The sequence below is a fragment of the Pseudomonas putida genome, assembly GCF_028682475.1.
Classification (GTDB): domain Bacteria; phylum Pseudomonadota; class Gammaproteobacteria; order Pseudomonadales; family Pseudomonadaceae; genus Aquipseudomonas; species Aquipseudomonas putida_AG.
Map to the genome: position 1 here is coordinate 1 of NZ_JANHLE010000047.1, position 21172 is coordinate 21172.

At 60.0% G+C, this 21172-nt stretch carries 24 protein-coding genes and 1 pseudogene; 16 read left to right on the top strand and 9 right to left on the bottom strand.

All coding sequences use genetic code 11. The features are described 5' to 3' along the window. Positions 1–1521, bottom strand: a 1521-nt coding sequence (locus tag NPS47_RS24180; RefSeq protein WP_274297266.1) for a condensation domain-containing protein, incomplete at its 3' end; no start/stop codon positions are given. Positions 1522–1747: 226 nt separating this feature from the next. Here NPS47_RS24180 and NPS47_RS24185 point away from each other — a divergent pair. Genes NPS47_RS24185 through NPS47_RS24220 form a run of 8 tightly spaced genes read left to right on the top strand, consistent with a single transcriptional unit; the run spans position 1748 to position 7857 of the window. Beyond that, on the top strand, positions 1748–2947 hold the full coding sequence (locus tag NPS47_RS24185; protein WP_274297267.1) for a PepSY-associated TM helix domain-containing protein: 1200 nt from the start codon (positions 1748–1750) through the stop codon (positions 2945–2947). Continuing rightward, positions 2944–3480 carry a thiamine pyrophosphate-binding protein gene (locus NPS47_RS24190; protein WP_274297268.1) on the top strand — a complete coding sequence of 179 codons (537 nt, stop codon included), beginning with the start codon at positions 2944–2946 and terminating at the stop codon, positions 3478–3480. The genes NPS47_RS24185 and NPS47_RS24190 overlap by 4 nt, the downstream gene beginning before the upstream one ends. Beyond that, positions 3480–3797 (top strand): hypothetical protein, encoded by a 318-nt coding sequence (locus NPS47_RS24195; RefSeq protein ID WP_274297269.1) that lies wholly within the window; start codon positions 3480–3482, stop codon positions 3795–3797. The genes NPS47_RS24190 and NPS47_RS24195 overlap by 1 nt, the downstream gene beginning before the upstream one ends. Next, positions 3794–4363: a DUF6162 family protein gene (locus NPS47_RS24200; protein WP_274297270.1), complete on the top strand. Its 570-nt coding sequence runs from the start codon at positions 3794–3796 to the stop codon at positions 4361–4363. Before NPS47_RS24195 ends, NPS47_RS24200 begins: the two co-directional genes overlap by 4 nt. Positions 4364–4377: 14 nt before the next feature. Beyond that, a complete protein-coding gene (locus NPS47_RS24205; RefSeq protein ID WP_274297271.1) occupies positions 4378–5298 on the top strand; it encodes a metal ABC transporter substrate-binding protein in 921 nt (306 codons plus the stop codon). Continuing rightward, positions 5295–6044 (top strand): metal ABC transporter ATP-binding protein, encoded by a 750-nt coding sequence (locus NPS47_RS24210; protein ID WP_274297272.1) that lies wholly within the window; start codon positions 5295–5297, stop codon positions 6042–6044. The genes NPS47_RS24205 and NPS47_RS24210 overlap by 4 nt, the downstream gene beginning before the upstream one ends. Next, entirely contained in the window at positions 6044–6943 is a 900-nt protein-coding gene (locus NPS47_RS24215; RefSeq protein WP_191833815.1) for a metal ABC transporter permease, read from the top strand. Before NPS47_RS24210 ends, NPS47_RS24215 begins: the two co-directional genes overlap by 1 nt. Continuing rightward, positions 6940–7857 carry a metal ABC transporter solute-binding protein, Zn/Mn family gene (locus NPS47_RS24220; protein ID WP_274297273.1) on the top strand — a complete coding sequence of 306 codons (918 nt, stop codon included), beginning with the start codon at positions 6940–6942 and terminating at the stop codon, positions 7855–7857. Before NPS47_RS24215 ends, NPS47_RS24220 begins: the two co-directional genes overlap by 4 nt. 101 nt (positions 7858–7958) lie before the next feature. Here the strand turns inward: NPS47_RS24220 and NPS47_RS24225 are convergent, their stop codons facing one another. The 6 genes from NPS47_RS24225 to NPS47_RS24250 form a co-directional block, all read right to left on the bottom strand. Further along, complete coding sequence (locus NPS47_RS24225) at positions 7959–9038, bottom strand: DUF1615 domain-containing protein (protein WP_274297274.1); 1080 nt, start codon at positions 9036–9038, stop codon at positions 7959–7961. Positions 9039–9111: 73 nt separating this feature from the next. Further along, positions 9112–9780, bottom strand: a complete 669-nt coding sequence (locus NPS47_RS24230) for a hypothetical protein (protein ID WP_274297275.1) — start codon at positions 9778–9780, stop codon at positions 9112–9114. Between the two features lie 77 nt (positions 9781–9857). Further along, a complete protein-coding gene (locus tag NPS47_RS24235; RefSeq protein WP_274297276.1) occupies positions 9858–10409 on the bottom strand; it encodes a hydrolase in 552 nt (183 codons plus the stop codon). A 72-nt stretch (positions 10410–10481) separates the two neighbouring features. Then, on the bottom strand, positions 10482–11201 hold the full coding sequence (locus tag NPS47_RS24240; RefSeq protein WP_274297277.1) for a thioesterase II family protein: 720 nt from the start codon (positions 11199–11201) through the stop codon (positions 10482–10484). A 10-nt stretch (positions 11202–11211) separates the two neighbouring features. Further along, a complete protein-coding gene (locus NPS47_RS24245) occupies positions 11212–11436 on the bottom strand; it encodes an MbtH family protein (RefSeq protein ID WP_038609386.1) in 225 nt (74 codons plus the stop codon). A 100-nt stretch (positions 11437–11536) separates the two neighbouring features. Continuing rightward, entirely contained in the window at positions 11537–11770 is a 234-nt protein-coding gene (locus tag NPS47_RS24250; RefSeq protein ID WP_038609383.1) for a Pathogenicity locus, read from the bottom strand. A 172-nt stretch (positions 11771–11942) separates the two neighbouring features. Here NPS47_RS24250 and NPS47_RS24255 point away from each other — a divergent pair, with 172 nt between their 5' ends. The 8 genes from NPS47_RS24255 to NPS47_RS24290 all read left to right on the top strand — a co-directional run bounded on the left by NPS47_RS24255 (position 11943) and on the right by NPS47_RS24290 (position 18877). Continuing rightward, positions 11943–12497, top strand: coding sequence for a UPF0149 family protein (locus NPS47_RS24255; protein WP_274297278.1), 555 nt, complete (start codon positions 11943–11945; stop codon positions 12495–12497). A gap of 173 nt (positions 12498–12670) precedes the next feature. Beyond that, on the top strand, positions 12671–13060 hold the full coding sequence (locus NPS47_RS24260; protein ID WP_274297279.1) for a hypothetical protein: 390 nt from the start codon (positions 12671–12673) through the stop codon (positions 13058–13060). Between the two features lie 171 nt (positions 13061–13231). After that, a complete protein-coding gene (locus NPS47_RS24265) occupies positions 13232–13690 on the top strand; it encodes an NUDIX hydrolase (RefSeq protein WP_274297280.1) in 459 nt (152 codons plus the stop codon). Between the two features lie 89 nt (positions 13691–13779). Further along, positions 13780–13968: a hypothetical protein gene (locus tag NPS47_RS24270; protein WP_274297281.1), complete on the top strand. Its 189-nt coding sequence runs from the start codon at positions 13780–13782 to the stop codon at positions 13966–13968. Further along, positions 13965–15656, top strand: coding sequence for a molecular chaperone HscC (locus NPS47_RS24275; RefSeq protein WP_274297282.1), 1692 nt, complete (start codon positions 13965–13967; stop codon positions 15654–15656). The genes NPS47_RS24270 and NPS47_RS24275 overlap by 4 nt, the downstream gene beginning before the upstream one ends. A 6-nt stretch (positions 15657–15662) precedes the next feature. Beyond that, positions 15663–17030 carry a J domain-containing protein gene (locus tag NPS47_RS24280; protein WP_274297283.1) on the top strand — a complete coding sequence of 456 codons (1368 nt, stop codon included), beginning with the start codon at positions 15663–15665 and terminating at the stop codon, positions 17028–17030. 7 nt (positions 17031–17037) lie between these two features. After that, on the top strand, positions 17038–17505 hold the full coding sequence (locus tag NPS47_RS24285; protein ID WP_274297284.1) for a hypothetical protein: 468 nt from the start codon (positions 17038–17040) through the stop codon (positions 17503–17505). 691 nt (positions 17506–18196) lie between these two features. After that, complete coding sequence (locus NPS47_RS24290) at positions 18197–18877, top strand: hypothetical protein (protein ID WP_274297285.1); 681 nt, start codon at positions 18197–18199, stop codon at positions 18875–18877. 1271 nt (positions 18878–20148) lie between these two features. Here NPS47_RS24290 and NPS47_RS24295 read toward each other — a convergent pair. Together NPS47_RS24295 and NPS47_RS24300 are read right to left on the bottom strand one after the other, a co-directional pair. After that, positions 20149–20664: a hypothetical protein gene (locus tag NPS47_RS24295; RefSeq protein WP_274297286.1), complete on the bottom strand. Its 516-nt coding sequence runs from the start codon at positions 20662–20664 to the stop codon at positions 20149–20151. 3 nt (positions 20665–20667) lie between these two features. Next, positions 20668–21172 (bottom strand): annotated as a pseudogene (locus NPS47_RS24300) (hypothetical protein); the annotation flags it as partial.

A 21172-nucleotide genomic window follows, 5' to 3' on the forward strand; every position in this document is an offset into this window, starting at 1 on the left:
ATAGTCCACGTGGGTGTCGTTCCACTGCCGGACAACCTGGTCGCGCTCCTGACCATCGAGCAAGGGCAGGTTACCGATGCTTTGCTGCGGGTCAGCAACCATCGCGCGCAGCAGCCCCAGCCAATGCTGGCCCATGCGTTCGATGGTTGCCCGCTCGAACAGTTCGTTGGCGAAGGTCAAAGCGGCGTGCAGGCTGCCGCCTGTTTCGTAGGTATCGAGGGTCAGGTCGAATTGCGTGGTACGGCTGCGGGGTTCAATCACTTCGAGCTGCAGGTTATCACCGACCTTCAGAACACTGATATCGGCCACCTGCGGCTGATGGTTGTACATCACCTGGAACAGTGGATTCTGGCCCGGAGTACGCTCCAGCTTGAGTGCATCGACCAGTTGCTCGAACGGCAGCTCCTGATGGGCCTGAGCGCCCAGAGCGCTGTCTTTGATTTGCGCAAGCAGGGCGGCAACCGACATCTGCGGGTCGAGCCGCATCCGCACTACCTGAGTGTTAACGAAAAAGCCGATGAGGCCTTCGACTTCACGCCGGTTGCGATTGGCGATCGGTACACCGACACGTACATCAGACTGGCCGCTATAGCGCTGCAGCAACACGCTAAAGGCGCCAAGCAAGAGCATGAACAGGGTGACGTTCTGTTGACGGGCCAGGGCGCGCAATTGCTCGGCCAGGTTGTGCTCGAGCACCAGCTCGTGACGCGTGCCGGCATAACCGGGCAGCGCCGGGCGCGGATGATCCAGAGGCAGCTCGAGCAGTGGGTGATCGTCGCCCAACTGCGCACGCCAATACGCCAGCTGGCGCTCCTGCTCTCCCGCCTCCAGCCAGCGCCGCTGCCACAGGGCGTAGTCACTGTACTGCAGGGTCAGGGGCAGCAGCTGCGGTGCGCTGTGCCGGTCCCGTGCCTGGTAACAATGGGCGAACTCATCGATCAGCACATTCATCGACCAGCCATCGGAGACGATGTGATGAAGAGTCAGCAACAAGACATGCTCGTGCGCCTGCAAGCGCAGCACCGCCACTCGCAATAAAGGCCCGCTCTCCAGGTCGAAGGGTTGCAACATCTGCTGGCGCGCCGCCGCGTGCACTTGCTCCTCCCGCGCCTGAGCCTCCAGATGCGTGAAGTCCTGCTGCTCGACCTGCACCGGCGCAGTAATTGCCACAGGCTCGACACTGCCATCGTCCTGGCGGGCAAACGCGGTACGCAAGGTGGCATGGCGCTGCATCAGGTCGGCAAAAGCCTGTTCCAGCGCTTGCAGGTTAAGCGTGCCGCACAGGCGAACAGCACTGGGCAAGTTGTAGGCAGCGCTCTGCGGGTCCAATTGCCAGAGCAACCACATGCGTTGCTGGGCATAGGAAATGACCTGTTCTTGTAGCGCCACTTCACGGGACGGGATAGGCAACTGAGCGAAGTCCACGCCTTCGCGCTGTAACGCCTGGAGAAACAGCCGGCGCTTTTCCAAAGGCAGGTCGATATAGCGGCGGGCAAGTTTCAGCGCGTCTTCAGCGTTCATCAGCAGTCATCCATCTTGAGAGGGCAACGAACCTGTGAGGGTCGATATCCAAGGGAAACGGATGGCCAAAGCGGAAAATTAACCGTCGAACGTGCTTGCCGCCCGTCCGCTGAAACATTTGCTTTCAACTAAAGCTGCGGGTTTTACGATTCTCATTCGTCCTATCTAGTGCAGTCCCAAGGCTGAGCATCGCCTTGACCTCAATTCCCCTGAAAAGACCCCTGCAATGTCCCAAAAACCGAAAAAGTCCAAATCCAGACTGTGGTTCCTGGTCCATAGCTGGCTTGCCCTGCCGATCTGGTTCTTCGTCCTGATTGTCTGCGTCACCGGCACCCTGGCGGTGGTCAGCCAGGAGATCGTCTGGCTGGCCAACCCCGATATGCGCGCCAGCAAGCCCAGCGATGACGCCGAACGCCTGAGTTTCCAGCAGGTGCTCGATGCCCTGCACAAGGCCGAACCGGACATGGCGGTGAACTTCATCAGCCAGCCGGACGGTTCGCACTTCGCCCTCACCGCGTCGGTCACCTACCCCGATGGCAGCGCCCCGACCCTGTACGTCAACCCCTACACCGGGGCGATCCAGGGCAAGAGCCCGGCGTTCAGCTTCGAGGCCTTCACCCGCGCCCTGCACGGCTGGTGGCTGGTGCCCTTCACCAACGGCTACAGCTGGGGCTGGTACCTGGTGTCGCTGCTCGGCCTGCCGATGCTGGCCTCGCTGGTCACAGGGCTGGTGGTCTATAAACGCTTCTGGAAAGGCTTCTTCAAACCGACCCTGCGCTTCAACCATGGCGCGCGGATCTTCTGGGGCGACTTTCATCGCCTGAGCGGGATCTGGTCGATCTGGTTCATTGCGGTGATCTCCATTACCGGCACCTGGTTCCTGATCCAGGCGATTCTGGGCGATAACCACGTGACTATCTCCACCGAGCCGATCGTGCCGGTGATTGCCCGCGAAGACGTGCCGCTCACCGCCTCCGGCGAACCCGCGCCACGGATCAACCTGGATGACGCCACGCGCATTGCCAAAGAGCAGATTGCCGGCCTCGACGTGAGTTTCGTGTCGCTGCCCGGCAACGCCTACGCCCACGTTTACCTGGGCGGGCGCGGCTGGTATCCGCTGATGTTCCAGACCGTCAACGTCAACCCGTACAACAGCAAGATCGAAGCGCAGTTCCTGGTCAGCGACCGTTCGGCCCTGGAGTTCGTCACCGAATCCATGCGCCCGTTGCACACCGGTGACTTCGGCGGCCTGACCATCAAGCTGATCTGGGCCTTCTTCGGCCTGGTGCTGTCGATGATGGTCCTCAGCGGCCTGCTGATCTGGACCAAGCGCACCGCCCAGGCCACCGCCGCGGCGCTCAAACGCAGCGAACGCGCACCGCGCAAAGGCAGCACAGCCGACACCGCTACGGAGGCCAGCCTATGAGCAAGGCAGCAGTTGCGCCACACAGCCCGCTGAGCCGCTTCTGGCACACATGGCGCTTTCACCTGAACATTCTGTTGTTGCTGATCCCGCTGGGTTTCATGCCGAAGTACTTCGCCGACCAGGCGCTGTTCCGGGGCGAAAACGGCCTCGGCGAACGCGAGCTGGGCGAGATCGCGGTCGGCCCCTGGAGCGTGCAACTGGCCGAGCTGCGCAACGAGGCACCGGTGGCCGACGGCCCGGCCGGCTACTTCAAGGTGTTCAACGCCAGCCTCTGCAAGACCTGCATCAACCAGGTCAAGGCGGTCTACCTGCGCATCGGCAAACCGCGCAGTCTGCGCGCTGCCGGCACGATCTTCTTCGGCCCGCCCTACCGCATGGGCACCAGCCTGCCGATCCCGCTCAAGACCCGCGCGGACGCTGACATCTGGATCACCCTCGAAGGCTGGGACGGCAGCATGCACCAGGCCTCCGTACCGCTGGCCAAGGCATCGCCGGCCACCGTCGCCTGGCTGAACAAACAAGGAGGCAAATAATGAAGTCCACCGCCCGCAAGGTGCTCCTGCCGCTGCTGTTGCTCGGCGCCAGCCCGGCCCTGGCCCATAACCCGATGTGCGAATGCAAGCCGGTCGATGCCGAGCAGATCGAGTGCACCGGCGGTTTTTCCGATGGCAGCGGCGCGCCGGGAGTGACCCTCGACGTGATCGGCTACAACGAGGAAATCCTCGTGCCCGGCAAGCTCGGGGAGAACTCCAAGCTGACCTTCAAGCGCCCCGCAGGCGAGTTCTACGTGCTGTTCGACGCCGGCCCCGGCCACGTGGTGGAAATCGACTACGCAGATATCGAGCAATGAGCCGGGTCCAGGTGGTGCGCCCGGCCGGCGCCGGGCACGAGACCCTGTATGTGTTGCTGGTCAGCCTGCTGATCCTCGCCGTCGCCGCGGGCATCGTCGCCCTGCGCGGTGAGCGCCATGACGAAGTCGGCATCGAAGCCCATCAACTCGATGCCCGGCGCGACCTCAGCGCCGCCGAGCAAGGGGTGTATGCCGACCTGCGGGTGGCCTTCGAAGAAATCCAGCTGCGCCGCGAAGAAGATCAGGCCCTGGTCGAGGTCGCGGTGCTGGCCGAAGAAGGCTTCCCGCCGTTCGTCAAGGATGCCAGCAGCGCCAGCCGCGGCGAGCATCAATGGCAACGGCTCGGCGAACAGGCCTACCTCGGCCTGAGCCAGTCAGCAAGCGTGGCCGGTAGTTTCCTCTTGCGGGTGCCAGCCGCCCACGACGGCGCCGCCGATGTCTGGCTGCAGCGCAAGGCTGACGCCGGTGCCCCTGCTGACCTGACCCCCGCCGCCCTGATCGCCGCCGGCTGGCAGCAGATCGCCGCCCACTACGACGCTGGCGTCACCCGCCAGCATCGCCACTGACACAAGGACGCCCCATGCTTCGTTCCGCCCTCGCCCGTCGTCTGTTGACTGTGTTGATTGCTGTGGCCCTGCCCGGTCTGGCCCAGGCCGCCGTCGATGGCAAACCGCTGCGTATCGGCATCACCCTGCACCCGTACTACAGCTACGTGAGCAACATCGTCGGTGACAAGGCCGAAGTGGTGCCGCTGATCCCGGCCGGTTTCAACCCCCATGCCTACGAGCCACGGGCCGAAGACATCAAACGCATCGGCAGCCTCGATGTGGTGGTGCTCAACGGCATCGGCCACGATGACTTTGCCGACCGCATGATCGCCGCCAGCGAAAAGCCGCAGATCACCGTGATCGAGTCCAACAGCAACGTACCGCTGCTGGCCGCCACCGGCGTGGCTGCGCGCGGTGCGGGCAAGGTGGTCAACCCGCATACCTTCCTGTCGATCAGCGCCAGCATTGCCCAGGTCAACAACATCGCCCGCGAACTGGGCAAGCTCGATCCGGACAACGCCAGGTACTACAGCCAGAACGCCCGCGCCTACGCCAAGCGCCTGCGCAAACTGCGCGCCGATGCCCTGGCCCAGGTCACGCAAGCGCCGGGCGCGGAGTTTCGCGTGGCCACCATCCACGCCGCTTACGACTACCTGGTGCGCGAGTTCGGCCTGGAAGTCACCGCCGTGGTTGAACCGGCCCACGGCATCGAGCCGAGCCCGAGCCAGCTGAAGAAAACCATCGACCAGCTCAAGGCCCTGGATGTGAAGGTGATCTTCTCGGAGATGGACTTCCCCTCGGCCTATGTCGAAACCATCCAGCGCGAGTCCGGGGTGAAGATCTACCCGCTGACGCACATCTCCTACGGCGACTACAGCAAGGAGAAGTATGAAGTGGAGATGAAACGCAACCTCGACACCGTGGTCCGCGCGATCAAGGAGTCGCAGGCATGACCGTCGCTGAAACCGTCACCAGCCAGCCGTGCGGGCCGGACATCGAGTTCGCCGGCATCGACCTGACCTTGGGCCGCACGCGGATTCTCGATCAGGTCAGCTTCAAGGTCGCCGCCGGTAGCGTGCACGCCCTGGTCGGTCCCAATGGCGGTGGCAAGAGTTCGCTGATCAAGACCCTGCTCGGGCAGATGCCGCACCAGGGCCAGCTGACCCTGACCTGGCCGACCGATGCCCAGGTGATCGGCTATGTGCCGCAGGCGCTGGAGTTCGACCGTGGCCTGCCGATGACCGTCGACGATTTCATGGCGGCGATGTGTCAGCGCCGCCCGGCTTTTCTTGGTTTGTCGCGCAAGGTGGCCCCGGCCATCGACGCGGCGCTGGAGCGGGTCGGCATGCTCGACAAGCGCAAGCGCCGCATGGGCGCGCTCTCCGGTGGTGAACGTCAGCGTGTGCTGCTGGCCCAGGGCCTGATTCCGGCTCCGCAGCTGCTGGTGCTGGACGAACCGATGTCGGCGCTGGACGAAGCCGGTATCCAGGTGTTCGAACGCCTGCTGCTGGACTGGCGCGCCGCTGGCACCACGGTGCTGTGGATCGAGCACGACCTGCAAGCGGTGGCGCGCCTGGCCGACAGGGTCACCGGCCTCAGCCGCCGGGTGCTGTTCGACGCCCCGCCGAAACAGGCACTGACCCCAGACCGCCTGCTCAGCCTGTTCTCCATCCACCCGCGCAGCGAGAGCACCGCCTGATGAACTACGAAGAATTTCGCCTGCTGATCCAGGGCTGGGCCAGTTCCGGTTACCTGCCCGAGGCTCTGGCCTATGGCTTTGTGGTCAATGCCCTGCTCGCCGGCCTGATGATCGGCCCGGTGCTCGGCGGGCTCGGCACGCTGGTGGTGGTCAAGCGCTTTGCCTTCTTCTCCGAAGCCGTCGGCCACGCGGCGCTGACCGGGGTAGCCATCGGCATCCTCCTCGGTGAACCCTACACCGGTCCGTATGGCAGCCTGTTCGGCTACTGCCTGCTGTTCGGCATCCTGCTCAACTTCCTGCGCAACCGCACCGGGCTGTCGCCGGATACCTTGATCGGCGTGTTCCTCTCGGTGTCCCTGGCCCTGGGCGCGAGCCTGCTGTTGATGCTGGCCGGCAAGATCAACGTGCACATCCTCGAAAACGTGCTGTTCGGCTCGGTGCTTACCGTCAGCGGCCAGGACCTGCTGGTGCTCGGAATTGTCGGCACACTGGTGTTGGCCCTGGCCTTGCCGCTGTACAACCGCATCATGCTCGCCAGTTTCAACCCGCAGCTGGCGGCGGTGCGCGGTGTGGCGGTGAAGAGCCTGGACTACCTGTTCGTGGTGCTGGTGACGCTGGTCACGGTGGCGGCGGTGAAGGTTATCGGCGCGATCCTCGTGGGTGCCCTGCTGGTGATTCCGGCCGCTGCGGCGCGCTTGATCAGCCAGTCGCTCAAGGGCTTCTTCTGGGCCTCGGTGCTGATCGCCACCCTGAGCACCCTGGTCGGTATCCTGCTGCCCATCGTTTTTGACCTGCCGGTGCCTTCGGGCGCGGCGATCATTCTCGTCGCCGGCTGCTGCTTCGCCCTCGCCGCCCTGGCCCGCGGCCTTGTCCCACGCCTGCAAGGAAACCCGGCATGACCTTCGATCTCAAGCACCTGTGCCTGGCGCTGGCTTTGGCCGGCCTGCCTACTTTGAGCCTGGCGCAGAACGCTGCGGCTGCGGCCCAGCAAGCGGTGGGCGTCACCGTACTGGCCTCGCTGCCGGTTACCCACGCGCTGGCCAGCGCGCTGCTCGACGGCACCGCGGTCAAATTGCAGCGCGCCGCACCGGCGAATATTCCGGCATCGCGCCAGCCGTCCTACTTCAGCGGCCGCGGTGGCGCGAGCCTGCAAAAAGCGGCGAGCCAGGCCGATGCGGTGATCGCCCTGCGGTCGATCTGGAGTGACGACCCGCTGTATCCGGTGGCGCGGCGCAGCAACATCCGCATCGTCGAAATCGACGCCGCCCGCCCGGTAGACGGCGCGCTGCCGGGGATCGCCGTGCAGGGCAACAATGCCTTTGCCGCCTATCCGTGGCTCAACCCCACCAACTTCGGGCGCATGGCCGATGTGCTGGCCAACGACCTGGGCCGTTTGAGCCCGAGTGAGCAGCCGAAGATCCAGGCTAATCTGGCGAGCCTCAAGCGTGAGTTGCTGGAACTCAGTGCGGGGAGCGAATCGCGGCTGGCCGAGGCGGATAACCTCAGTGTGGTCAATCTCTCGGAGCGTCTGGATTACCTGATCAGCGGCCTGAACCTGGACCTGATCGACCACCCGCGGGTGGCGGACGAGCAGTGGGATGCGGCGGCGCTCAAGCGCCTGGGTGATGAACTCAAGGGGCAGGATGTGGCGCTGGTGCTGCATCACAAGCAGCCGAGCCAGGAAGTGGCGCAGGTGATTGCGGCTTCAGGTGCCAAGCTGGTGGTGGTGGATACTGATCCGCAAGATACCCTGGCGGGGTTAAAGGCCAGTGTCGAGCAGGTCGTAAGCGCATTGGTGGTGGGTAATAACTGACTCTGTGGTGACTTCATCGCCGGCAAGGCCGGCTCCCACAGGTCAAGTGCATGCAGGCCCTGTGGGAGCCGGCCTTGCCGGCGATGGGATCACCACCCAACTCAGCGCTTCATGCACCGCTGATAACGCTCATCCACCCGCTTGGCAAACCAGGCGGTGGTCAGTTTGCGGGTGATCTTCGGGCTCTTCAGTTCAATCCCCGGCAACTGCGCACGCGGCAGCGGCTTACCGGACTTGCCTTCAGCCAAGGCATAGACCCCGCTATACAAGCGGGTCTCTTCAAACGCCAGGCTGTCACCCTTCTCCAGCTGATCGCGAATGCTCGGGTTACGCAGCCCAAGCTGCTCACCCAAACGCCGCGCGGCCTTTTCGGTAGTCCCCGGCAGAATCGCCCCCGGCGCAATCAGGTCGCCATCCAGCGCCAGCTTCACCCCGCTGGCACGACTCAAGGCACTCTGGAACGCCGCATTGCGACTGGCATACCACCCGGCGTTGAAGTCGGCAAAACGGTACAGCTGACGCTCATAGTGGCTGGGGTAACCCAGCAGGTGAGCAATGCCGAAATACATCCCGCCACGCCGACTGAACACTTCCTGACGAATCGTCCCGCTATGGCTGTAGGGGTAGTCGCCGGCATTGCGTTCGGCAAAGGCAATGCTGACCTGCATTGGCCCACCGGTACGCACCGGGTTCAGGTCACCCAACAACGTGCGCCCCAAAGGTACGGTGCCGATAAGGTCATCGAAAATCGCACTGAGCTGTTTTTCGCTGCGCACCGCGTCGAGCCGTTCGCTGTAGCTCTGGCCATTCGGTGAGCGGGTCTGCAAGGCAGCATTAACCAGCAGTTGCGGGATATGCAGGCTGGCGGCGCGGCGGTCGATTTCCTCGCGGGCGATACGGCCCAGGCCTGGTACCTGCGGGTCGGACTGGAAGGTCGACTCCTGCTCGGTTACCGCCAGCACCGCACACAGGTTGGAGCGGCTGGGGCTGATCTTCTGCGCGCTGAAGGCAGTCTGGATGTCGCGCGCCCAGCCTTCACGGTCCTTGGTCGCGGCAGGCAGCAAGCGCAGGATCTGCGCCCGCACCTTGGCAGGCTCCGCCTCCGGCGCTTCGCGCTGAGTGACACACCCCTGCACCGTCAACAACACGGCAACGGCTAAAACTAAACCTCGAACCTGCATGCAGCGCCCTCGCCTCTTGCGGCAACACCCGCACAGTAGCGGGGGCCATGCCTGACTGCAATCAGACCGCTGCTCAGCAACCCGGCTTGTTCAGCTGGGTACCGATGGTCACGGCAGTGATCGCCACCGGCTTGAAGCTTTGCAGGGCAATCGGGTCGAAGCTGCGATCGCAGTTGTACTGGTTGTCGATGACGAAATCCTCGCCCTTGTGCTTTTTCATCTCCATGCTCCACTTGCTCGCCGCGTCGATGGCCGCGTCATCGGTGAGCATCGCTTCGACCAGAACCTGGGTAAAACCGATCGCCCGCGGACCTTCCCACAGCGCATACACCGACGGGTCGTAGGCGTTGCCGCACAGCTCCAGGCAATCGGCGTAGAACTCCAGCGGGCCGCCAGTGGACTGGTGCAGCGCAGCGAAGGTCAGCGGCTGGTTGGCGGGCGGCGCGAAGTCGCCGATGAAGGAACGCAGATCCGCCTTGCAGGTCGGCGACAGGGTCAGGCGCAGGTCATTGATGGTGCCACCGCTAGCGTCGGCAGTGATCTCGCAGCCCTGCACCTTGTAAGTGTGTTTGTCGCCGAAACTGGTACGGGCAACGCCGGCAAGCGACTCGAAGTACTTGAGGTTGGTACCAAGCACTTCGCCGTTGAAGACCTGGGCGACACTGGCCTGGGCCTGGGCAAGCACTGGCAGCGCAGCAACCATCAGCGAGGAAACAAGGGGCAGCAAGGCGCGGGCTTTCATCGGAACATCCTGTCGTTATGAATTTGCCGCGCACTCTAATGCACTTGCCGACCCCGAGCCACCTGCCCGTGCATGCGTCAGGGCTGCTCACCCACCATGTAGGTCTTGCTGATGTGGCGGAACTGTTCGTGGCCCGAGCTTTCCATCAGTTCGAACACCACCATCTCGCGGGTGACGATCTGCGCTCCAGCATCACGCATACGGGCAATGCCCGCTGCCTGGTTGTGGGCGCCACGGCAATCACAGGCGTCCTCGACCACGAACACCTGTTTGCCCAGCGCGCGCAGGCCGAGCACGGTTTGCAGTACGCAGATATGGGTTTCCATGCCGCAGACAATCACCTGTTCGCGGGCCAGCAAGGAGGCCGGCAGGCATTGAGCGGCGACGCAGGAAAAGTGCAGCTTTTCCACCACCTGGGCCTCCGGCGACGCCTGCTTGAGGGCGGCGACGGTCGGACCGAGGCCCTTGGGGTACTGCTCGGAAATCACCGTCGGCAGCCCCAGCTCAGCAGTGGCGGCCATCAGCCAGCGCGTGCGCGCCAGGGTACCGGCCGGGTCGCTGACGGCCCCAATGAGTTTTTCCTGCACGTCGATGACCAGCAAGCTGGCCTGGTTCGGCTTGATCAACATTCCTTGCACCTGCGTCGTGGTTGAACCTCCAAGGCTCGCCCAGCGCTGGCCGTCGCGTCAATGCTTCCAGTGCTAGGCCGACAAGCGATGGGGTTCCAGCGCGGCGCCGAGTACACCCAGCACCCGGTCTTCATGCTCATGGATGAAGAAGTGGCCGCTGGGGAAGGTCTGCAGGGAAAAGTCACCCTGGGTCTCGCGACGCCAGGCCAGCAACTGCTCTTCAGTGGCGCGATCATCTTCGCCGCCCAGCACATGCAGCGGGCAATGCAGCGCCGGGCGCTGACGGTAGCTATAACGGCCACACAGGAGAAAATCGGCGCGCAGCACCGGCAAGGTCAGGCTCATCAGTTCCTGATTGGCCAGCACCTCTTCCGGTGTGCCCTTGAGCTTGCGCAGCTCTTCGATCAACCCCGCATCGCTTTTCGGCTCGCGCCAGTTGCCGTCGTTGTAATCTTCGCGGCGGGTCGGCGCCGCCGTGCCGCAGGCAAACAGCGCCACCGGTGACGAGCAGCCCAGCGCCTGCAGTTCGTGGGCCAGCTCGAAGGCCAGCAGGGCCCCGAGGCTATGGCCCAGCAAGGCATAGGGCTGACTGGCGGCCAGGCGCTGCTCACAGGCCAGCTGCCGTGCCAGGGCCTGCATGTCGGTTTGTAGCGGCTCGCCCATGCGCGCACCGCGCCCGGGCAACTCCACCGGGCGCAGGTTCAGCCAGGCCGGCAACTTGCGCCGCCAGCGGCTGTAGACCATGGCGCTGGCCCCGGAATACGGCAGGCACAACAGGGTCAGTGACGACACAAGCCAGCCCTCAGTGCGACGCTGCGGTTTCGGCCATCTTCTGGCGCAGGCTCAGCGGGCGCATATCGGTCCAGACTTCGTCGATGTAGGCCAGGCATTCCTTTTTCAGGCCGCTCTTGCCAACGGTACGCCAGCCGGCGGGCACGGCCTTGTAGTCGGGCCAGATGGAATACTGCTCTTCGTGGTTGACCACTACCTGGAACACGATGTCGTCGCGGTCGAATACGGATGTCATTGCCTGTCTCCTGGATTGAATGGGCCCGCCGCACAGCGGGCGTACGGTGGCTACCAAGAGAACGAAACCGCCGCGCCGGAATTTAGTCCGCCGAGCAGACTCAACCCAGCCGCGCCCGGGCGATGGCGGCCTGAATCGCCGCGCGCGCCTGCGGGCTGTTTTTCCAGCAGCTGGAGCCGACCAGCGACGCCGCCTGGGTGACGATCTCCAGGGCATCGGCCTGGCTCAGCTGGGCCAGGGAGTGATAGCCCAGTTGTTCGAGGCGCTCGACCACGGTGGGGCCAACGCCCTTGACCGCCAGCAGTGCTGCGCGCTCGTTCGCAGGGAATGACATGGTGACGTCCTTGTGCTGTCAAAAGAGTGCCCAGCAGGCCACAGATAACGGGCAAAGGCCAGTGCCAGAGGGCTTGGGCACGGTTTATAGTGTTGTACCGACTGGAAAAAATCGTCGCAAAGGTTCATCCTCCGCGCTTTTTTTCACGCTCACCTCGCCAAGGAACCTTTTTATGCAAGCCCAACCTCTCAGCCCCAGCGAGTTCGAGTTCATCGAAGACATCCTGCTCAAGTACGGCGACGAGCACTCCGTGCTCAACCCGTCCGAGCTGGACGGCTACTTCACTGCGCTGGTGTCGAGCCCGGTGCAGGTGGACATTGCCGAGTGGTTCCCGGCGATCTGGGGCGGGCAGACGCCGGAATGGCAAAAGCCTGAAGAATGCCGGCGTTTTATCGACCTCTGTGTGCGTCATCTCAATACCCTGGCGAGCCAGCTGGCGAACGAGCCACAGGCGTTCAAGGCGCGCTTCGAGCAGACCGAGCATCGCGGTCAGCCGCTGACCCTGGCGGAGGAATGGTGCTTTGGGTATGTGCGTGGGGTTGCGGTCGGTAACTGGCCGGAGCTGCCTGAGGTGCTGGCGGGCCGGTTGCAGGTGATCACTGATTGCGCCGAGCAGGATAACTATGAACTGCCGGTGGATCTGGATGTGGTGTTGCATCGTCAGCGGGTGGCGGCGATCGAGCCGGCTGCGCGGGCGTTGCATGATTATTGGGTAAACCAGCGTTAAGGTCGGTGGGAGCTGGCGAAGCCGGCGATCGACCGCAACGTGGTCGAGACCCGGACAACCCCCAATAAACAGCCTATACCTTCTCTTCACTTCTTCATTTTTCAACGCTAGACACCAATGATGGCAAATTAGTAGCATCCAGCCCTACAAAAACAACCAGCCAGGGAGGCTGAATGAGCAGCATTGTCCATCGTCCGATCCACTTCGCAGTGCGCCCAACCCTCACCTGGATCGACACCTGGCAAGGTCCGGACAACGGCCTGATCCGCTGCTGGGAAATCGGCCGCGAACGTGCGCTCAAACACCCGGACATCGCCCAGCGCTGCCTCGCCGGTGAACTGCCGGTGCTCGGCTGGAAAGGCGGCGTGGAGCGCACCCTGAAAAAACGCGAGAAATTCGGCTCGCTCAAATACCTCGCCCAATGGCAAGGCCTGCGTGGCGAAGACCTGCAGATCGACACCAGTGCGGAACTGACCCTCAGTTGCAGCCGCACCGGTATGGTGGTGACCTTTACTCCGGATCAGAGCAAGTACTACAACCCGCAGGTTGAAATCGAGGATTGAAGCGCGCATACCCCTAAACCACTGATGCACCGAGCCCCGGTGGGAGCGGGCTTGCCCCGCGATATAGACGGTGCGATCTATTTTCAACACCACGACGAGTCCATCGTGGAGCAAGCCTACTTCAACCACGCCATGAGATAAGATTGCTCGCTTGTCGATAAGGAGATCGTCATGTCACCCAACAAGGCCTGCCCGGTCATCCTCCGCCGCTCGCCTGACCCTTGCATTCTATTGTTCCAGCACCCACTCGCCGGAGTGCAGCTGGTCAAAGGCACAATCGAGACCGGTGAATCGCCAACCCAAGCCGCGCTTCGCGAATTGAAAGAGGAGTCCGGGATCGATTCGGCAACCGTTGTCAGAGATCTGGGCTGCTGGGATGCCGGGCATCTGGACCAGATATGGTCGTTTCAGCTCTGTGAGGTACAGGTAGTGTTGCCAGAACAATGGACGCACAACACGCTTGACGACCATGGCCACACCTTCAGGTTTTTTTGGGCCCCGCTTGATGACTTGCCGTTTGCCCAATGTCATCCGGTCTTTTGCCGGGCATTGTTGCACCTGACTGCTTTGGGCTGTGAAAGCGGGTTTGCCCAATCCGGACCGCCCGCGCGCACAGGTGCAGCGTGCTAGCGCCCGAGCATCACTGTTTTCAGTCGCGTCTGAGCCTTCTGCACGGTTTCGGCGATTTTCAGGCATCAGCCCCTTCGCGAGGACTTTTCATGCTCGTATTCCTGCGTGCATTCACACGTCTGCTGCTTCTTGCCCTGCTCACGGGCTTCGCCGCCCAATCCCCCGTCCTGGTCAGCAAGCCCCCGCCCACCACAGTGAACCCGTGGCAGATGCTCACCGACCTGATGCGGGACGGCGATGTGGGGAAGGCTGCGTCTTTAGAGGAAACGAGATTGTGATCATAGGAATTGACTTGGGCACCACCAACAGCCTCGTGGCGGTCTGGGATGGTGAGAAGGCCCGGATACTCCCCAATGCCCTGGGCAACCTGCTCACGCCCAGCGTCGTTGGCCTCGACGACCAAGGCCAGCTGATTGCCGGAAGTATCGCCCAGGAGCGCTTGCACACCCACCCGCACCTCACCGCGTCCCTGTTCAAGCGCTACATGGGCAGCGCCCGTGAAACGCGGCTCGGCGTAAACACCTATCGCGCGGAGGAACTCTCGGCGATGCTGCTGCGCAGCCTCAAGGCTGACGCCGAACGCGCCCTGGGCGAGCCGGTTCACGAAGCAGTGATCAGCGTGCCTGCGTATTTCAATGACGCCCAGCGCAAGGCCACGCGGACCGCTGGTGAACTGGCCGGGCTGAAAATCGAAAAACTGGTCAACGAACCCACCGCCGCCGCCCTGGCCTATGGTCTTGAGCAGCGAGACGAATCAACCTTCCTGGTGTTCGACCTCGGCGGTGGCACCTTTGACGTGTCGATTCTGGAGCTGTTCGAAGGCGTCATGGAAATTCGCGCCAGTGCGGGGGACAACTTCCTCGGCGGTGAGGACTTCGATGACCTGCTGGTAGCGCACTTCGTCGCCAGGATCGGCGCCACCGACCTGCCAGATACCACCCTCCCCGCCATCGCCCAGCGGTTACGAAGTGAAGCACAGCGGGTTCGCCATACCCTGGGGCAGGCGCAGAGCGCACGTTTTACCCTGCGCGAGCAGTCGCGTGAGTGGGTCCTTGAACTGACCCAGGGCGAGCTTGCGGACATCGTTCGTCCCTTGCTGGAGCGCTTGCGTGCGCCGATCGAACGCGCCATGCGCGATGCCCGGATCAAGGTCGCGGACCTGGACGAGATCGTGCTGGTGGGCGGTACCACCCGTATGCCACTGGTGCGCAAGCTTGTCGCGTCGCTGTTCGGGCGAATCCCGGCGATGCAGCTCAACCCGGACGAAGTGGTCGCCCAAGGCGCAGCCGTTCAAGCGGCACTCCAGGCGCGCCATGCCTCCCTTGAGGAAGTGGTGCTCACCGATGTCTGCCCCTACACCTTGGGCATCGAGACGTCGGTACAACAAGGTGCCGGCTACCAGGCAGGCCATTACCTGCCGATCATCGAGCGCAACTGCGTGGTGCCAGTGAGTCGGTCCCGTACCGTGTCCACCCTCAGTGACAATCAGAAGATGGTCAACCTGCGCATTTATCAGGGCGAAAGCCGGCTGGTGAGCAACAACATCTTCCTGGGTGAGCTGGACATCCCTGTGCCGCCGCGCAAGGCCGGTGAGGTCAGCCTGGATGTGCGCTTCACCTACGACAACAACGGTTTGCTCGAAGCGCAGGTGCATTTGCCCATCAACGGCGAGACCCGCCGACTGGTGATCGAGAACAACCCTGGCGTACTGCCCCCGGAAGAAATTGCCCAACGGCTGGCGGCCCTTGAAGCGCTGAAGTTCCACCCCCGCGATCAGCAGATCAACACCCTGCTGTTGGCCCGGCTGGACCGCTTGTATCAGGAAAGCCTCGGCGATGGCCGGGAGCATATTGCCGGGCTGGCGCATTACTTCCAGCACATGCTCGATAGCCAGGACGAACACCAGATACGCGCAGCCCGCAGCGACATCACTCAACGCCTGGCTCATTTCGAACGAGAGGACTAAACCACCATGAACCACTGGCAGTTTCTCGACCTCACCCCGGGCGCGGACGAACGCAGTATCAAGCGTGCCTATGCGCGGCTGCTGAAAATCCATCGTCCGGACGAAAGCCCAGAAGCGTTTCAGCGATTGCGCGAAGCCTATGAAACCTCGCTGGCCGAGGCGCGCTGGCGCGCTCAGGTGGATGAGCAAGTCGAGCATGCCCCCGTCACCGCAAGCGAACCTGCGCCGGATTGCTCCCCGCCGGCCCTCCCGATGGAGCACGTCGATATCGCCATCGACGCCAGCCCTCCCGAGCCGTCCTTGACGCAGATGCAGCAATGGCTGACCGAGGGCAAGGATCGCCAGGTTCTGGACGCGCTGCAGCATTGGCTTGCCAGCGCCTGGCTATTGCCTTTCGAGCGCCGCCAGCAGTTCGAGCAAGACTTGCTCGATTGGCTCGAATCTGCCCCGCACTGGTCGCCGGCCTTTTTCGATGACGTATGCAAGGCGATGGGCTGGGACGAAACCCAGGGCAACCTGCCGTGCGAGCACTGGCGTTGGGAGGACTTGACCCGACGATGCGAAATTGAGGCCATGGTGGAAAGCGTGCGCAGCGACCTGGCCAGGTTCGACGCCAACCAGCTTTATGGGAAGCCCGCCGCCTTGCTGTTCAAACCCCTGAATGATTGCCGCCGTCGTGAACTCGCGGACTACTTTACCGAGAGCGACTGGCAACGTTTCACCCAACTCGCCCAAGCCATCGAGTACCAGTACCCCGAGCTCCCCGAACGCCTTGGGCTGAAACCACTCGACAACTGGCGGGACTGGTTGCCGCCGGAAAGCTACCGTGGGGTCAATGTTTTTCTGTGGTTGTCGTTGGCGATTTGTTTTGCGGCCTACCTGTTTGGCGGCCCCGCGAAAAGGGACGGCATCTTCAATCCGAATGTCGCGCCGCTGCTGATGGTGGGCATGCTCTGGTTTGGCACCAAGGCCTACCAGTTCTGGTCCACGTTGGCGATGGCGGTGCGGTCACTGGATGTGCGCTTGAGCCAACGGCTGCTCCCGCGCAGAGGGTACCGGCAAGGCGCCGGGCTCCTGGTGCTGCGCCATGTTCTCCCCAGTGTGGTGCCGGCAGCCCTGGCTTTCTCAGCGTCCAGCCATGTGCCCTGGATGCGCTGGGCCAGCCCAGTGGTGGTGTTCTTTGGCACGTTGTATTTCACGAATGCGGCACTGGTGGGCGGCAGGGTTCCAATATGGACCCGGGTATTGAACGTGATCAAGCGCCAGGCCGAGCGGTTGCCTTGGCACCTGCTCAAGCGCGAAGGCATCATCGTTGTTGTGGCTGTACTGACAATGGGAATTTGGGTTTACACGCAGATGAAACCTGTGGCTTAGGCGTGGAATGATCAACCTGCTATCTATTGCCAGCCATAAATCCAAATACAGCCGTGGCTACTACCCGACCTTTGCCATTGACGGAGTGCCTCTGGAGGTTTGGCTGCCTAGGCAAAACCCGGATACCGAGCTCGACCTCGTAGCAGCCCATTCAGGTTCATATCGCGATGAAGATACCTGGTTGATATGGGATCGGATTTATTCCACTGCGCCGGGATGGAAGACCTTGGTTCCTTTGCTTGTCTGCTCTGATGACCTGGACCTGACCTGTACCGTTATTGTCACTGGGCAGTGTGCTAATAAGCATCACGTTCAGTGGAGCCGATTTGGCTTGCTAAGGGATTTGCTTACGATGGAATCCCCCTCTGTTGACTGGTACGACGCGATACCAAGCCTGACGTTTGAAAGGCTCCACTATCAGAGCGTGCTGGACGAGTTCCGAAAGCAAGAAAACATCAAAATGGACTGGGATTGACTGCGTCAGCTGTCTACCTGCGATTAACTTCACCATTCGCTAGGAGGCCTCGGGTTGAAAGCAGAGCCGTGCGTACGGCTGCTATCGACTTGAATACAGCCCCTTAGCGAATCGCCTGCTGGAGCCCACTGAGGTGACGGTGAAGACGTAAAGACCGTTACGTCAGAACGCGTACAGGAGAGGTACTTCAGATGGCTTCGTTCTACACCGTAGATGAGCGTGATGATGCTTCTTTTGTGAAGGTGTTTGCCGCTGGTGTGGCTGCCGCTTTCGATCTTGGCCGTACTGTGTCCTGAGTGTTCCAACTCGTCTTACAAGAATACGAACGAGCGCCTATGCGTCCGGGGTTCGCAGAAAGCATCGAACTAGCCTGGTTCAACGACGGCCTGTCTAAGCGATCCGTGGATATGAGCAAAAAGACATTCCAGCGCGGCCTAAAAGAGATACTAGTCAAGCAGTTTCTAGCCCCACGTACTCTATCTACTTTCTGGGTCAATCATGCTCTGTTTTTCAAGAGCTACTGAGTGAAATTCATTACCGAATACCGTAGGAAAAGCACATACTGGTCCTCTGAGCCGAAAGCGGTTACGATTAAAACCGAAACGTAGAGTCGGTAGAGCCATCAAAGTCTTAAAGGGGTTGTAAGCCCAAACCGCCGAGATTTACGTCCGACCTACAAGGGAGAGGGGAAATGTTTGTGCGATTTATATTGGTACTTGTCACTGTATTTGCTATAGCAGGATGCGGAACAAACAAGATCAACATAGAAAATGTTGTTGAAGCTCAAAAGTACGATCCTGCCAGTACGGCGCGAATTCGTATATTTTCTGGGCAAGGGATATATGCAGGCTATGTTGTAGGCCAAACCTGCGAGGAGTATTACAATGTCAGCAAAAAAAGCGGAATTATTCCTCCTCCGGGATGGCGCGTTGTGCGTGATCATACAAAAGAAGAGCTCAGCTCAATCACTTTGCGATACCCCTCGGATTATCAGAATAACATCATAGGCATGCCAGGTTCGGCGAAGACACAGAACGTAAACACTACCAACGGATACTTCGATGAGCGCGTGATGCCTGCGGGGCAGACATTTATCGCATCTCTCTGGTTTGGAGCTGCTAAATCAAGCTGCAGCCCAGCCAGCGCAAGTTTTATTCCTCAAGCAGGGAAGGACTATGAAGTTCGACTCGACTATACGAAAGAGTCATATTTAGCACCTACTATGTGCCATGTCGGGGTATATGAGTTGCAATCGACTGGTGGTTCATCTAGTGTCACGCGCGAGATTCCTAACCCTACAAACTATTGTTTGCCTGACTCATTGGGCACGTACCACACTATCACTACTCGCGACAACTCTTCTTCTCAATAAAACTTGCGCAGCTTGCGGAGACTTGAGCAAGATAGAAATCCCCCACACTTCGACTACGGAAGCGGATTTTATGTTTGTTTATTATTCTGTATTAGCTACTTGCTATTTATCAAAGCGAAATCACTTTAACAAGTTTTATTTGCTTTTTCTGTACGATTTTAAGTTGCCTGACTATATCGTCTTCAGTTTGAAACCCTTTTGTCACTTCCATCACAGCCTTCAATTACTTTCTATACAAGCCCTTATGGGGCCAAGAAGCTCCTTTGTGAACTTTTGAACATTTACAAGCTTCTACTGCTCGCTCACAGAGGCTTTGGCGACGGTTGGCGCATAAACCGTATGCGATCCACGAAGTACACCTACCGCAAAATGTACACTTCGTTTAGCGTGGCATCTCTGCCCTCTCTGCCGCCGCCAGCGCTGCAGCGCCGCCACTGAGCACTCCACCCGCAACCCCAGACTCGCCCCAGAATGATTGCAGCCAAGCATGGTCAGCCACTTGCTCATCGTGGTGATTGATTTTCTGAAAATGTTCTAGAACGTGTTTCCCTGCATCATTCAACGCAAAAGAATCAAGCAGCGAATCGAGTTTAGCAGAATCGTCTTTTGCACCATCGAATTTTAGGTGCTAGCGCAAAAAGCCGCCCCTGCCCTAAGTAGCTTCAAATATAATTCACTGCCTTATCTTAACTTCATTTTAAATAAGAAGAATCCGACTCGTCAGCCCCTTGCTCGCAGTACCGGCTGTCGTACGCCTGCTCAGCCACCTCGCCAACTAATTGATATACATCCCTCCAAGAATCGAGACCCCAAAATTCTTAAGCTCATAAATAGCACGTAAAGCGACATCACGACCCAGAGTCCAGTTCCGCACACCCAAGCATTCTAGAGACACCCCACAACTTAGAATATAATCAATTTGTTCCGACCATATAGCACCCATAAGTCACTCCGCTGGGGCCGGCTTGAATAGTCGATGGTTAATTGACCCACCCGCCCCCTTTATGAACCCGAAAGCGCCTTTTCCCCACGATACTCACCTGGAATTTTCAGCATATCTCTTACAACACCATCTCCACCTGCGATCTTCGTCACCTGTCCGCCCCCTTGGAACGCTGTGACACTTTCCGGGAATCCATGAAGGTCGCCAGCCTTGATCTGACCTAAGACTTTATCTGTGTTTTTCGTACCTACGAAGAAATCATCCGCGACCGACCTTTTGCACCTATTTATTTTAACGTACTTATGAAAACGTGCTCTGCCCACTATTTTTATCGAAGGGACCAGTCATGTATTGATATAAACTTGATAACCTGTTCTGGCGCATCTTCCAAGGAAGCCCTGTAGTCCGTAATAAAACTAATCCCAGTCAATATACTTCCACCTTCCCTTAGAAGAAAGTCATCATCCGCATCATTAAACAAAACTTCAAACTCCCTTTCTAAGCTTCGAAGATCATCCCCAATGCTGACACCATTAAATTTTCCATAATACCCTTCACCTACGGCAATCCTATAAAGCCTCCCGCTACTTTCAAAGTACAATGAGACCGCCTCACTCATAAATCGATATGACAATAAAAGCTCACTACCAAAACCGATCCTTCTCTTAACTCCAATCCAAGAATTATTCTTAAGGAGAATGTCACGGACAGTTACTTCCGGACCGTACCACTCAACCACTCCAACTTTTTTGCTAACGCTGGAAAACGATTCACCTAAAGAGAATCCTGCTGCTGATATACCTGGAACAAGGTCAGAGTACAAATCAGGGAATAAATTTCTCATAGATCACTTCCACCCCTTCCACTCACCGCCCTCATATTTCAGACGATTTCCTTGGGCATCATAGTATTGTTGATAACGCGTAATAGTGCCCGGACTAAAATCAGGCGACGGATTAATTACCCGTATTTCTATATTTTTATTTCCAATCTTCTCAGTACTAACAAGCTTATAGTACGGACTATCACCGTGGGTTCCACCGCCAGGATGGAACTCTACCTCTTTTATTTTCGGGTGTCCTTCAACGTTAAAGACCTGTGCTTTACCTGAAGTACCAGCCAATGGTGCTTTCGGCGTAAGGCTCGCACCATCAAGGGTTAGCGACTGTTTGATATCATCCATCGATTTACCCCACATGCTCGACGGCGATTCAGCAATATTTCGAGGAATCCCTGCTTGGGCGGCCAGATCGTCTCTCAGCCCAACACGCGCAATTGCAGAAGTAGCCGGCACTTCAGCTGCACCAGTCCCTTTTGCACCACCCACAACCTTGCCAAAAGCAACAATGCCA